Annotated in this window: 13 protein-coding genes and 1 pseudogene; 13 read left to right on the forward strand and 1 reads right to left on the reverse strand. The window is 55.8% G+C overall.

The annotated features are described in order from the left end of the window. The first annotated feature begins 144 nt into the window (after positions 1-144). From ribD to ytfJ, 8 genes and pseudogenes are all read left to right on the forward strand, one after another. Complete coding sequence (gene ribD / locus AC58P5_RS15310) at positions 145-1284, forward strand: bifunctional diaminohydroxyphosphoribosylaminopyrimidine deaminase/5-amino-6-(5-phosphoribosylamino)uracil reductase RibD (protein WP_497387890.1); 1140 nt, start codon at positions 145-147, stop codon at positions 1282-1284. Continuing rightward, positions 1269-1937: a riboflavin synthase gene (gene ribE, locus AC58P5_RS15315; RefSeq protein ID WP_497387891.1), complete on the forward strand. Its 669-nt coding sequence runs from the start codon at positions 1269-1271 to the stop codon at positions 1935-1937. The genes ribD and ribE overlap by 16 nt, the downstream gene beginning before the upstream one ends. A 38-nt stretch (positions 1938-1975) precedes the next feature. Continuing rightward, positions 1976-3199, forward strand: a complete 1224-nt coding sequence (locus AC58P5_RS15320) for a bifunctional 3,4-dihydroxy-2-butanone-4-phosphate synthase/GTP cyclohydrolase II (protein ID WP_497387892.1) — start codon at positions 1976-1978, stop codon at positions 3197-3199. 65 nt (positions 3200-3264) lie between these two features. After that, positions 3265-3735: a 6,7-dimethyl-8-ribityllumazine synthase gene (gene ribH, locus AC58P5_RS15325; protein ID WP_009674421.1), complete on the forward strand. Its 471-nt coding sequence runs from the start codon at positions 3265-3267 to the stop codon at positions 3733-3735. A gap of 98 nt (positions 3736-3833) precedes the next feature. After that, on the forward strand, positions 3834-4616 hold the full coding sequence (locus AC58P5_RS15330) for a segregation and condensation protein A (RefSeq protein WP_497387893.1): 783 nt from the start codon (positions 3834-3836) through the stop codon (positions 4614-4616). Further along, positions 4585-5187: pseudogene (gene scpB, locus AC58P5_RS15335) on the forward strand (SMC-Scp complex subunit ScpB); the annotation flags it as partial. The gene AC58P5_RS15330 and the pseudogene scpB, both read left to right, overlap by 32 nt. Positions 5188-5559: 372 nt before the next feature. Next, positions 5560-6294: a DUF2953 domain-containing protein gene (locus tag AC58P5_RS15340; RefSeq protein WP_497387895.1), complete on the forward strand. Its 735-nt coding sequence runs from the start codon at positions 5560-5562 to the stop codon at positions 6292-6294. A gap of 126 nt (positions 6295-6420) precedes the next feature. After that, a complete protein-coding gene (gene ytfJ, locus AC58P5_RS15345) occupies positions 6421-6894 on the forward strand; it encodes a GerW family sporulation protein (RefSeq protein ID WP_497387897.1) in 474 nt (157 codons plus the stop codon). Between the two features lie 88 nt (positions 6895-6982). Here ytfJ and AC58P5_RS15350 read toward each other — a convergent pair whose 3' ends face one another. Continuing rightward, a complete protein-coding gene (locus AC58P5_RS15350; RefSeq protein ID WP_497387899.1) occupies positions 6983-8407 on the reverse strand; it encodes an ArsB/NhaD family transporter in 1425 nt (474 codons plus the stop codon). A 237-nt stretch (positions 8408-8644) separates the two neighbouring features. Between AC58P5_RS15350 and AC58P5_RS15355 the strand changes: the two genes are divergently transcribed. The 5 genes from AC58P5_RS15355 (at position 8645) to resA (ending at position 12640) form a co-directional block, all read left to right on the forward strand. Then, positions 8645-9820, forward strand: coding sequence for a D-alanyl-D-alanine carboxypeptidase family protein (locus tag AC58P5_RS15355; RefSeq protein WP_497387901.1), 1176 nt, complete (start codon positions 8645-8647; stop codon positions 9818-9820). Positions 9821-9847: 27 nt separating this feature from the next. Then, complete coding sequence (locus tag AC58P5_RS15360; RefSeq protein ID WP_497387903.1) at positions 9848-10447, forward strand: nucleoside recognition domain-containing protein; 600 nt, start codon at positions 9848-9850, stop codon at positions 10445-10447. A gap of 7 nt (positions 10448-10454) precedes the next feature. After that, positions 10455-10991 carry a spore maturation protein gene (locus AC58P5_RS15365; protein WP_413002323.1) on the forward strand — a complete coding sequence of 179 codons (537 nt, stop codon included), beginning with the start codon at positions 10455-10457 and terminating at the stop codon, positions 10989-10991. Between the two features lie 301 nt (positions 10992-11292). Further along, a complete protein-coding gene (locus tag AC58P5_RS15370; RefSeq protein WP_497387905.1) occupies positions 11293-12039 on the forward strand; it encodes a pseudouridine synthase in 747 nt (248 codons plus the stop codon). A 61-nt stretch (positions 12040-12100) separates the two neighbouring features. After that, the gene (gene resA, locus AC58P5_RS15375) at positions 12101-12640 is read left to right on the forward strand and encodes a thiol-disulfide oxidoreductase ResA (RefSeq protein WP_497387907.1); all 540 of its coding nucleotides are present in this window, start codon (positions 12101-12103) and stop codon (positions 12638-12640) included. Positions 12641-12673: the final 33 nt, after the last annotated feature.

Raw genomic sequence — 12673 nt, forward strand, 5'->3', positions numbered from 1 at the left:
GAAGCGGGAGAGACTATACATAGGCGAAAAGACGGCTGGAGACAGGGCGATAGGACGTCAGGCGGCTAAACCGGCAAGCTTGACGGGTGCTTACATGAGAAAAGCCGTCTCCGGTTCTCTTCCCTGAAAGAAAGGAGACAGCTCATGCTTCAACCTCTGCAGGACGAAACGTATATGCGCTTGGCGCTGCAGATGGCCCAGGCGGCGCTCGGACAGACGGGCATCAATCCCGTAGTCGGCTGCGTCGTCGTCAAAGACGGCCGCATCGTCGGCATGGGCGCCCATCTGAAGCGGGGAGAGGGCCACGCGGAAGTGCACGCGCTGCAGATGGCCGGCCGCGAAGCCGAAGGCGCCACGGCTTACGTCACGCTGGAGCCGTGCAGCCATTACGGCAAGACGCCGCCGTGCAGCGACCGGCTTATCGAAAGCGGCATCCGCCGGGTCGTCGTCGCGACCGTAGACCCGAACCCGCTCGTGGCGGGATCGGGGATCGCGAGACTGCGGAGCCGGAGCATCGACGTGGAGGCCGGCTTGCTCGCGGACGAGGCGAACGCCTTGAACGAGGCGTTCAACAAGTTTATCGTGACGCGGCTGCCTTACGTCACGATGAAATCCGCGAGCACGCTCGACGGCAAGATCGCCGCCAAAACCGGCGACAGCAAGTGGATCACCGGCGCGCCCGCCCGCGAGCTCGTCCACGCGATGCGGCACCGCCACGCCGCGATCATGGTCGGCATCGGCACCGTGCTTGCCGACGATCCCGAGCTGACCACCCGGCTGAACGTGCCGGCGCTCCACCCGCTGCGAATCGTGGTCGATTCGCAGCTTCGGACGCCGCTGTCCGCGCGGGTGCTGCGGCAGCAGGATGAGCGGCCGACGCTCATCCTGACGACGGCCGGCGCCGATCCCGCCAAGCGCGAAGCGCTTGAAGCGCTCGGCGCCGAAGTGCTGGCGTGCGGCAGCGGCCCGCACGTCGATCTTCCGCTCGCGCTGCGGCTGCTGGGCGAGCGGGAGGTGCCCTCCGTCCTCCTGGAAGGCGGAGGACGGCTCAGCGGGGCGATGCTCGAGAACCGCCTGGTGGACAAGGCGGTGCTGTTTTTCGCCCCGAAATGGATCGGCGGCGGACCGGAGGCGCCGGACAACGCGGCGTTCGCCGGATTCGGCCGTATGAGCGAGGCGATCCGGCTGGCGCGGATGACCGTCGAGACCGTCGGCGAAGACGTCTGTCTCACGGGTTATCCGCAGTACGCCGAGAAGGAGGCTTCATCATGTTTACCGGATTAATCGAAGAAATCGGCGTTATGCGCCGCATACACAAGCAGGGGCAGGCGATGGTCCTGACCCTGGGTGCACGCCTGGTGCTGGAGGATGTGAAGCTCGGCGACAGCATAGCCGTCAACGGCGTCTGTCTGACCGTAGTCGCTTACGACAAGGAGACCTTTTCCGTCGATGTCATGCCGGAGACGTATCGCAAAACGAACCTGGCCACGCTGCAGACGGGAGCCCGCGTCAACCTGGAACGGGCGATGCCGGCGAACGGCCGTTTCGGCGGCCATCTCGTGCAGGGACACGTGGACGGCACCGCCCGGATTCGGGCGAGAACGCCCGAAGAGAATGCGGTCGTCTATCGGCTGGAGCCGGACGACGATGCCATCCTGCGCTACATGATTGCGGGCGGTTCCATCACCATCGACGGCATCTCGCTTACGCTTGTCGACGTGACCGGCAGCACGTTCGCCGTCTCGATCATTCCGCATACGCTCGCCCAGACGATTCTTCAGGACAAACAGCCCGGGGACAGCGTGAACATCGAATGCGACGTGCTTGGGAAATATATTGAAAAACTGCTCAGCTCCGGTACGGGCGGGAGGACACTTTCCTCCGCCGGACAGGGCGGGCTGACCGAGAAATTTTTGGCGGAGAACGGATTTTTCTAAAGGCAAGCCGGACAGTATTTTTTGAAGGAGGGAACAAAATGACGGAGAGAGAAACGTATTCGTTTCATTCCATCGAAGAAGCGATCAGCGACCTGGCTGCAGGGAAGGTCATTATTGTCGTGGACGACGAGGACCGCGAGAACGAAGGCGATTTCATAGCCCTGGCCGACAAAACGACGCCCGAGGTCATTAATTTCATGATCAAGGAAGGCCGCGGACTCGTCTGCACTCCGATCACGGAAGAACGAGCGCAGGAACTGGACCTGCCTCCCATGGTATCCCGCAATACCGATTATCACGGGACGGCTTTTACGGTGTCCGTCGATCATGCGGAGACGACTACGGGGATATCCGCCCACGAGCGCTCCCGAACGATCCGGGCTCTGATTGATCCGGAAGCAAAGCCGCTTCATTTCCGCAGGCCGGGGCACGTATTTCCCCTAATTGCGAAAAAGGGCGGCGTCCTGCGCCGCGCCGGTCATACGGAAGCGGCCGTCGACCTGGCCCGCATGAGCGGTTCGTATCCCGCGGCGGTTATTTGCGAGGTGATCAAGGAAGACGGAACGATGGCCCGGGTCCCCGATCTGATGGATGTTGCCCGCATTCACGGGCTCAAAATCATTACGATCAAAGACCTCATCCACTACCGCAGCGAAAAGGAAAACCTGGTCAAGCGGGAAGTGGAAGCGAAGCTGCCGACGGATTTCGGCACGTTCCAGGCTATCGCGTATACAAATCAGCTGGACCAGAAGGAGCATGTCGCGCTTGTCAAAGGGAATATCGACGGTTCGGTCCCGACGCTGGTTCGCGTGCATTCCGAGTGCCTGACGGGAGATGTGTTCCACTCTCACCGCTGCGACTGCGGTCCCCAGCTCGCTGCCGCTCTGCAGCAGATTAACGATACGGGGACGGGCGTGCTGCTCTACATGCGCCAGGAAGGGCGCGGCATCGGGCTGATCAACAAGCTTAAGGCCTATGTGCTGCAGGAAGAAGGACTCGATACGGTCGAAGCGAACGTCAAGCTGGGATTCGCTCCGGATTTGCGCGACTACGGAGTGGGGGCCCAGATCTTGAAAGACCTCGGAATCCGGCAAATTCGCCTGCTTACGAACAATCCTCGCAAGATCAAAGGTTTGGAAGGCTATGGGCTGGAAGTCGTCGAGAGAGTCGCGATCCAGATGCCGCATAATGAAGATAATGCCAGATATTTGCATACCAAGCGGGAAAAGCTCGGTCATTTGCTCCAATTTGATCCAAACTGATGCTTTTTTCAAAAATCTCTTTTTATCTGCGTCATCAATTTGTATACTAGAAGGAGTCGGTTATTGTGGTAAAAAATTATGAAGGTCATCTGATTTCCCAAGGACAAAGATACGGCATCGTTGTGGGCCGTTTCAATGAATTTATTACGTCTAAGCTGCTGGGCGGAGCGCTCGACGCGCTGAAGCGCCACGGTGTGGAAGATACCGAAGTCGAAGTTGCCTGGGTACCGGGCGCTTTCGAAATTCCTCTGATTGCACAAAAACTGGCGGAAACCGGCAAATATGACGCCGTCATTACGCTGGGAACCGTTATTCGCGGCTCCACGCCTCACTTTGATTATGTGTGCAACGAAGTGGCCAAAGGCGTTTCCGCCATTTCATTAAAAACGGGTGTTCCGGTTATTTTTGGAGTCCTGACGACCGACTCCATCGAACAGGCGGTTGAACGGGCCGGCACGAAAGCGGGCAACAAAGGCTGGGATGCCGCCGTTACCGCGATAGAAATGGCTAATCTTACGAAGCAGCTGCAGGGCTGACCGCGGTTTTTGAGCTCGCGCACTCCCTACAGCGCTTGGCAAGCGATTCGGAGCCCCGGCCACTTAGGACGGGGATCTTTTTTTGGGAGAGCAGATTCATGAAAATGCTGTACAAACTTGAAGCGTTCGAAGGGCCGCTCGACCTGCTGCTTCACTTGATCGATAAGTCCGAGGTGGATATTTACAACATTCCGATCAAGGACATCACGGAGCAGTATATGGAATATGTCCAGGCTATGCACGAGCTGGAGCTGGAAGTGACGAGCGAATTTCTGGTCATGGCCGCGACGCTGCTGGCGATCAAGAGCAAAATGCTGCTGCCGAAGCCTCCGGTTCTCGATCTGGACTTTGATTATTACGAAGAGGACGACTTCGATCCGCGGGCCGAACTCGTGCAGAAGCTGATCGAATACCGCAAATACAAAGCGATTGCCGATCTGCTGCGCGACAAGGAAGTGGAGCGGAGCCTCGTATTTACGCGCGAGCCCGAGGACTTGACGCCGTACGTTCCCCAGGTGCAGGAGAACCCCGTTAAAGGGCTGGACGTCAACGATCTGATGCTGGCCTTCCAGCGGACGCTGCGGAAGATGGTGCACCGCAATCAGGTCACGAAAATCCGGCGGGACGAAATATCCGTGAAGGACCGGATCGTGGATCTGATGGAGCTTCTGCGCAATAAAGGCGGACGGCTCCTGTTCTCGAAGCTTTTTGAAAAGGAATGCAGCCGCGAGGAAATCGTGGTCACGTTTTTGGCATTATTGGAACTGATGAAGATGAAAAAGATTCAATGCTTTCAGCACCGGCTGTTTGAAGACATCGTCATTCAGGCCAAAGAGGGAGAGACGACGGATGGACTTTCAACAGATGAAATCGATTATTGAAGGGCTGCTTTTCGTGGCGGGAGACGAGGGGCTGGACAAGAAACAGCTTGCCGATATTCTGGAGACGGACGCTCACGTCGTCACCGAGTTGGTTGAAGAGCTCCAGGAAGACTTGCGCAGGGGAGGCAGGGGCATCCAGATTACGAGGGTTGCCGGTGCCTACCAGATGACGACGGTTCCGGAGCATGCGCCTTATTTCGAACGGCTGGCCTATTCTCCTTCCCGTTCTTCTTTGTCGCAGGCCGCGCTCGAAACGTTATCCATCATTGCTTACAAACAGCCGATCACCCGGGTGGAGATCGAGGAAATCCGCGGGGTTAAATCCGAACGGGCCCTCCATACGCTTATGGCGAAGGAGCTCATTGTGGAAACGGGGCGCGCGGAAGCGATCGGACGGCCGATTTTATACGGAACGTCGAAGCCTTTCCTGGAATACTTCGGCTTGAGTTCGATCGACGATCTGCCGGAGTCGCCGGCTTTTGTCGGCGATTTCGATCTCGAGGAAGAGACGAAGCTTCTCTTTGACAAATTGAACGGGGACGGAAGAGACCAGCTAACTTTCGAAGATTTGGGACGGGATCTGCTGGACGGGCTGGATGCCAAGAACGCCGGTTTGTCCGTGGAAAACGGGGAAGACTTGACGCTCTTGGAAAATAACGGCGAGCATCCGGCCTCGAATCCGGACCCGTACGATTTTGCGGCATCGGAACCGAACGATTGGGAACTTCCGGAACTGCCTGAACTGCCTGAACTGCCTGAAGGGCATGTTAAAGGTCCGGGCGTACCCGACAAAGAATAAGCGAAGAGAAGCGTCCTGGCTTGCCATATGCGAGCGGGGCGCTTTTTTTGGGTTGGGACCGATGCTCGGGTCTCTTAAAATGTTTGAATGATCTGGATGAAGCGGGTGATACTAGGAAGGTCGATTTGCCAGAGGAGGGTGCCTGTGTTAATCGGGGGAATTATAACCGCCATTTTGCTTGTTTTGGTCCTGGCGGCCGTCCTGGTCATGCTCAGCTCCGTTCAGCTTACGTTCTACTGGAACCGGGTCGGGGAAAATGACGAAATGTACGTTCAGGTCCGTGCACTGTACGGCTGGATAAAATACCGGTTTAATGTGCCGGCCATTCAGTTCAACAATCTGATGGACGGACTGACGCTGAAAATCAACCGGGCCGATCAGAATGAGATGGATATCACTAAAAAAAGCAAAAGCAGAATCGATAAAGAATTTGTTCAGGCTTTTTACCGCGAAGGAAAAGACCTTTTGCGGCACACGCAAGGGCTAAACGACTGGTTTAAACGTACCTTGGGCGTCTTTCGCTGCACGGAGCTGAAATGGAGCACGGGAATCGGGGCGGGCGACGCGGTACAGACGGCTATTCTGGCCGGAACCGTATGGACTTTGAAATCGGCGGCTGTCGGGCTGCTGACGAAATATGTTCCGCTGTCCGCCGTGCCGAAACTGGCCGTAAATCCGCAGTATAACCGCACCGCCTTTCAAATCCAGTTTGTATGTGTGGTTCAGGCTAAAGCGGCAGCTCTGGGTCTTTCCGGATGCAGGCTGATCTACAGGATTTTTCGAACACCGGGAGGAATGCGCGCCTGGTTCCGGCTTCTGCGCCAGGTGGTAACGAAAGACGGGGGACGTACGAAAAGACCGGAGCCGGCCGCGACGTAAAAAACGGGAGTCGCCTCAGGCGGTTTACATACGAAGATCATTCCCGGGGCAATCTATCGGATGCAGACCTAACACTCCTTCAAGCATGGAACTTCCGCTTTGAAGGGACCAAAGGAGGAGACTTCATTGACCGATCATCCGATTCAAGGGCTGATGAAAACAGCCATGGAAAACATCAAGCAAATGGTGGATGTGAACACCATTGTCGGCGATCCGGTAGAAACACCGGACGGCAGCGTCATTATGCCGATCAGTAAAGTCGGGTTCGGTTTCGCCGCAGGCGGCAGCGAATTCACGACGGAAACTCTTCCCGAAGTGGGCCGTGGAGGCCTTGAGAAAGCGGCCGTGGAAATGCCGTTCGGCGGCGGAAGCGGCGGCGGTGTGTCCATTACTCCGATCGCGTTTCTTGTCGTAGGCATCCATGGCGTGAAGATCGTGCCGCTCGACAATCAGACTCATCTGATTGAGCGTCTGATCGACTCCGCTCCGCAAATCGTGGACCGTGTTCAGTCGATGTTCAAGCAGGGCGGAAGCGCTTCGGGTCTTGGCGGTACGGGTACTTCGAACATTAACATCGAAGCGGACACCATCAAAATCTAACTTGCTCTCCCGTCATGCGAAAAGCCCGGAATCGGATAAAACCGATTTCGGGCTTTTTACCGTTTTTGGCAGGTTAACGGATTTCCGTTCAGGGCAGAAAAATCATATAGCGGAAATAGAGATACAGCTGCGAAATAAGAAGGGAGACGAGGGTAATCGGCGCTCCGATTTTCAGAAACTCCAAGTAGCTGAACCCTTTGCCTTCTTTGGCGGCAATGCCCGCTACAATGACATTGGCGGAAGCGCCGATCAGTGTCCCGTTGCCTCCAAGACACGCTCCCAGAGACAGAGACCACCAGAGCGTGTTAATTTCCATGGAATCGGCAGGAAGCTGCATGTTCACGGCCATATCTTTAATGAGAGGAATCATGGTCGCGACGAAAGGAATGTTGTCGATGGTGGCGGACGCTATCCCCGATCCCCACAAAATGAGCTGCGCGGCGAGCCGCACGTCTCCTCCCGTAACGTTGAGCACCTGCTGAGCCAGACTTTTAATGATGCCGACTTCCTGCAAGGCTCCGACCAGAGCGAACAAGCCGGCGAAGAAGAAAATGGTGACCCACTCCACGGAATCGAAAGCCTCTTCGACCTCTTTTTCCTTTAATCCGAAAAGCATTAAAAGCACGGCGCCCGTGATGGCTACGACAGCGGCTTCCACATGAATGACGGAATGCAGCACGAAGCCGAGAATAGTGATTCCGAGAATAATCAACGATTTTTTCATGAGAACGGGATCTTGGATATACGATTTTTCGTCCAGTTTCATCAGTTTTTCTTTGTGCTCGGCACTGGTTTTAAGCTGCTTTCTATAGATGACGCGCAGCATCGCCAGCGTTGCGACGAGAATGATTGCGGTCACCGGAGCGAGATTGCTTAGAAAAGAGTTAAACGTAAGATGGGGGTTGGCCGACCCGATCATAATATTGGGCGGATCTCCGATCAGAGTAGCGGTCCCCCCGATATTGGAAGCGATGATTTCGGAAATGAGAAAAGGCACCGGGTTAATGTTCAATATCCGGGTTATCGACAGAGTGACCGGTACGACCAGAAGCACGGTCGTTACGTTGTCGAGCATGGCTGAACCGACCGCAGTCAGAAGGGATAAGAAGATGAGAATGCGCATCGGGTCTCCCTTGGCCATCTTTGCCGCGCGTACGGCTACGTACTGGAACACGCCGGTTTTGTTGGTGATTCCGACAAGAATCATCATGCCCACCAGCAGAGCGATGGTCCCCCATTCGATATATTCCGTGTACACCTTATGGACGTCTACGATACCGAAGATAACCATGATGGCGGCCCCTAGCAGGGCGACGACGGCGCGATTTTTCTTTTCTGAAATAATGACGGCATACGTTGCCAGGAAAACGATAAGTGCGATCCAGACTTGAGTCATGAGGCGATCTCTCCTTCTTGTTAGCGGCTTTTCAAGCGTTCTCGCATCTTCACGTTCGGGCGGATTCAGAGCGCTGCGCGGCTGCCCGGCGGAACGGATGCAGAGGAAAAAACGCAAAAAGGAGCCTGTGATGACAGGCTCCTCCGGTGATCTCCGTATTTAATTGCTTGATGTTCCGGGCCGTTTCTTAAACAATCCAAAAAAAGTATACCGGAGTTCCGGGAATTTGTAAAGAACCGCCTGGGTCAGAGAAGCGGGTCATAAGCGGGCGGGTCAAGCATATACTTGTACAAAGTTCCCTGTAGGGAAGACAAGTCTTGACCCGGATGCGAGGGGCAATGGGAGGAAGGGCATATGAGCAAGCGGATGTGGGTATCCGGTATGCTGGCGTTTTTGTGCATGCTGAATCTGACGGGCACAGCGGCCTTGGCGGCGGAACCCCCGGCGATAGGAACGAATGCGGAGGCCGCGGCCCTCGTCGACGTGAGATCCGGCCGAGTTCTTTACTCGAAGCGGGGAGACAGGCCGATGAGGATAGCGAGCCTGACTAAAATCATGACGGCGATCGTGGCCATCGAGGAGAGCAAGCTGACGGACATTGTCAAAGTGAGCACCCGCGCGGCCGGAAAGGAAGGCTCGTCCTTGTACCTGAAGGCGGGGCAGGAAATGAGCCTGAAGCATATGCTCTACGGGCTTATGCTCCGTTCCGGCAACGATGCGGCGACGGCCGTAGCCGAGCATGTAGGCGGCAGCGTGGAAGGTTTTGCCGTGATGATGAACCGGAAAGCCGAGCAGATCGGGCTCGATCACTCGAACTTCACGAACCCGTCGGGATTGGACGAGAGTACCGATCATTATTCCAGCGCCAACGATTTGGCTAAAATGGCGGCCTATAGCCTGAAAAATCCGACTTTCCAGGAAATTGTCCAGACGAAAATGATCAAAGTACCTAACCCGAACGAATCGTGGGAGTATACCTGGTTTAACAAAAACAAAATGCTGGGCCTTTTCGACGGGGCCGACGGGGTTAAAACCGGTTATACGAAGCTGGCCAAACGGTGTCTGGTGTCTTCGGCAACTCGGAACGGTCAGCAGCTGGTCGTCGTGACGTTAAACGACGGCGATGACTGGGCAGACCATACCAGACTGCTGCAGTGGGGGTTTGAGCATTATCCGCTGGTTCCTCTGTTGCAAAAAGGCCAGGCGGTTGAAGGGACGCCTTATGTGGCGGAGAGAGATTTCTCGTACCCGCTGCTCTCCGTGGAAAAAGACCGCGTCACTTCCGAAACGGAGTCGTATCCGCTGGAGTCTCTGGACGCGCGTCTCGGTGAAAAAGGCCGTCTCCTGCTTAAGCTCGACGACCGCCTGCTCGGCACCGTGCCGCTGGTGGACCCGGCAAGCCCGCGGCTGAAAGCGGCGGACAAGACGGCATTCGGCTTTCAGGCCACCGAAGCGGGCATGAGCGTCTGGAACGCATGGAGTGTAACCTTGCGCAAAGCTGTCCGCGCGGTGCTGTCACCCGGCACGTAAGCAAGTACAGGAAAGGAGGAAGGAACGATGGTGAATTGGATCTGGTTGTTTTTCATCGTAACCGGCTTTGCGGTTGCCGCAGTCCAGGGCAACGTCGAAGCCGTAACGCAGGCGGCCTTCGACGGCGCCAAAAGCGGCGTGACGGTCTGCTTCGGCCTGATCAGCGTGCTGGTCTTCTGGCTCGGCATGATGAGAATTGCCGAGGATGCCGGCCTGCTGTCCAAGCTGGCCGTTCTGCTTCGTCCGGTCGTCCGCTTCCTGTTTCCCAGCATCCCGAAGGATCACCCTGCGCTGGGATACATCATGTCCAACATGAGCGCGAACATCCTGGGCCTCGGCAATGCCGCTACTCCGATGGGAATTAAGGCGATGCAGGAGCTGCAAAAGCTGAATCCCCATAAGGATACGGCGAGTCCCGCCATGTGTACGCTCCTGGCACTGAATACGGCCAGCATCACGCTCATTCCGACGACCTTGATTGCCATCCGGATGAATTACAACTCCATGAATCCGTCGGAAATCGTCGGCACGACATTGCTGGCTACGGTCGTATCCACCGCCGCCGCAATCATCGTCGACCGCTGGTACAGGCGCAAGCTGCCGGCGAGCCCTGTAGTGAAAGGATGAGCCGCTGATGTACGAATGGGTGAATGTGCTTTCGGCGTGGGCCATCCCGGTCCTTATTGTCTTCATTCCGCTGTACGCCGCCTACCGGAAAGTGCCCGTGTACGAATCGTTCACGGACGGCGCCAAGGACGGCTTCGATACGGCGGTTAAAATCATCCCGCATCTCGTCGGCATGATGGTTGCGATCAGCGTGTTCCGGGCATCGGGGGCGCTGGAACTGACCTTGGGCTGGTTGAAGCCGCTGTTCCAAGCCCTCGGTGTCCCGTCCGAGGTGCTCCCGCTGGCTATCCTGCGCCCGATAACGGGCGCGGGCTCCCTTGCCTTCACGACCGATCTGATCGCCCAGTTCGGCCCGGATTCGCTGGTCGGCCGGATCGCTTCAACGGTCCAGGGAAGCACGGATACGACGCTGTATGTCATAACGGTGTACTTCGGGGCGATCGGCATCCGGAAAGCCGGATACGCGCTTAAAGTCGGCCTTATTTCCGATGTGGTCGGTTTCGTCGCTTCCATCGTCATCTGCCTGCTTGTGTTCGCAACCTGAAGGCCGCCCGGACCGGGCGGTTTCTTTGTTTTCAAGGAAACCAGTAGGCCCTGCCTCTATTTTGGTAAAAAATGATTATTTCCCGCCGCATAAGGGAACGATTACAGAAGAACCTTTCAAAATCATACCGCCCGATATACCCGCCTGCTTATGACGTTTCATCCGTTACCGCCCGTCCATGAAAGATGGGAGGGGAGGCTTTCGCCCGGCAACCCTTGAAAAACATTTGCGGATTCGCCGGGAGAGAACTTGTGATTTCACGCAAGGATGGTTATCATTAGCTTTGAGGTGAACGTTGAGGATGGAGAGATTGCAGAAAGTGCTGGCCGAGGCGGGCATAGCTTCCCGCAGGAAAAGCGAGGAGCTGATCCTGGCCGGCCGTGTGAGCGTGAACGAAGAAGTCGTCACGCAGCTTGGCGTGAAAGTGAATCCCGCTGAGGATATAATAACCGTAGACGGACGGGCCATTAAACAGCAGACGAAAGTTTACGTGATGCTGAACAAGCCGAAAGGCGTTATTACGAGCGCTGCAGACCCTAAGGGCCGCAAAGTCGTAACCGATTACCTTCCGGGGATCAAGGAGCGCGTGTATCCGGTCGGCCGGCTCGATTACGATACGGAGGGTCTGCTGATTCTGACGAACGACGGGGAATTCGCCAACCTGATGATGCATCCGAGGCATCATGTGGCCAAGACGTACCATGCGACCGTCAAGGGTGTCATGCACGGTTCCGTTCTCGACCGCTTGAGAGCGGGCATCGAGCTGGAGGACGGCATGACCGCTCCCGCCGAAGTCGAATACGTGGATGTGCGCCCGGAGCAGAATGAGAGCGTTATTTCCATTACGATTTACGAGGGCCGGAACCGCCAGGTGAGAAGAATGTTCGATGCCGTGTCTTTTCCGGTGGTCAAATTAAGACGGGTACAATACGGACCCTTATTGCTTGCCGGTCTTCCGAGAGCAAAGTACAGAGTCCTGCGCAATGACGAAATTAACAGCCTGCGCGATGCGGCCTTGCAGTCACATAAAATTCAAAAAGGCCGCTAAGCTTGGCCTTTTTTTTCGTTATAATGAGGATAGTTATGTCTTATTTTTGAGGGTGCTGGCTATGAAAAAGAACAAAAAATGGGTTCAGATTATCATTTTAGGCCTTGTTCTTATCATCGGTGTATTTACGATCGTCAATAACCTAACATCCGCCGACGATAAAAAATATCCGGTCGAGGGCTCGAAAGCGCCCGACTTTACACTCACCGGACTCGATAACAAGTCCTACAAACTTTCCGATTACAACGGCAAAGGCGTCCTGATTAATTTCTGGGGAACCTTCTGTCCTCCCTGCAAGAAAGAAATGCCGGCTCTGCAGAAGCAGTACGACATATGGAAAGACAAGAACGTGGAGTTTCTGGAGGTCAACCTGGACACGAGCCGAGTGACGGTTCAGAACTTCGTGGACCAGTACAATCTGAGGCTGCCGATCCTGCTCGATAACGAGGAAAACGTGCGGAAACAGTACGGAGTCGTGGAGTATCCGACAACGTTCTTCGTCAAACCCGACGGGACGGTCATGAAGATTCATAAGGGCGAAATGGACGAGGCATTTATAGCGGACACGCTGAAAAAGCTCACGGCCGTCAGCGGCCAGTAAAGTTTCAATTTCAACAGCATAGAGGGGGAATGC

The sequence above is a fragment of the Paenibacillus sp. JT31N7 genome (assembly GCF_059692095.1).

Bases quoted from the DNA above. Each gene is read 5' to 3' on its own strand.
- ribD (WP_497387890.1), top strand. From the start codon at position 145: ATGCTTCAACCTCTGCAGGACGAAACGTATATGCGCTTGGCGCTGCAG.
- ribE (WP_497387891.1), top strand. From the start codon at position 1,269: ATGTTTACCGGATTAATCGAAGAAATCGGCGTTATGCGCCGCATACAC.
- AC58P5_RS15320 (WP_497387892.1), top strand. From the start codon at position 1,976: ATGACGGAGAGAGAAACGTATTCGTTTCATTCCATCGAAGAAGCGATC.
- AC58P5_RS15330 (WP_497387893.1), top strand. From the start codon at position 3,834: ATGAAAATGCTGTACAAACTTGAAGCGTTCGAAGGGCCGCTCGACCTG.
- AC58P5_RS15355 (WP_497387901.1), top strand. From the start codon at position 8,645: ATGAGCAAGCGGATGTGGGTATCCGGTATGCTGGCGTTTTTGTGCATG.
- AC58P5_RS15360 (WP_497387903.1), top strand. From the start codon at position 9,848: ATGGTGAATTGGATCTGGTTGTTTTTCATCGTAACCGGCTTTGCGGTT.
- AC58P5_RS15365 (WP_413002323.1), top strand. From the start codon at position 10,455: ATGTACGAATGGGTGAATGTGCTTTCGGCGTGGGCCATCCCGGTCCTT.
- AC58P5_RS15370 (WP_497387905.1), top strand. From the start codon at position 11,293: ATGGAGAGATTGCAGAAAGTGCTGGCCGAGGCGGGCATAGCTTCCCGC.
- resA (WP_497387907.1), top strand. From the start codon at position 12,101: ATGAAAAAGAACAAAAAATGGGTTCAGATTATCATTTTAGGCCTTGTT.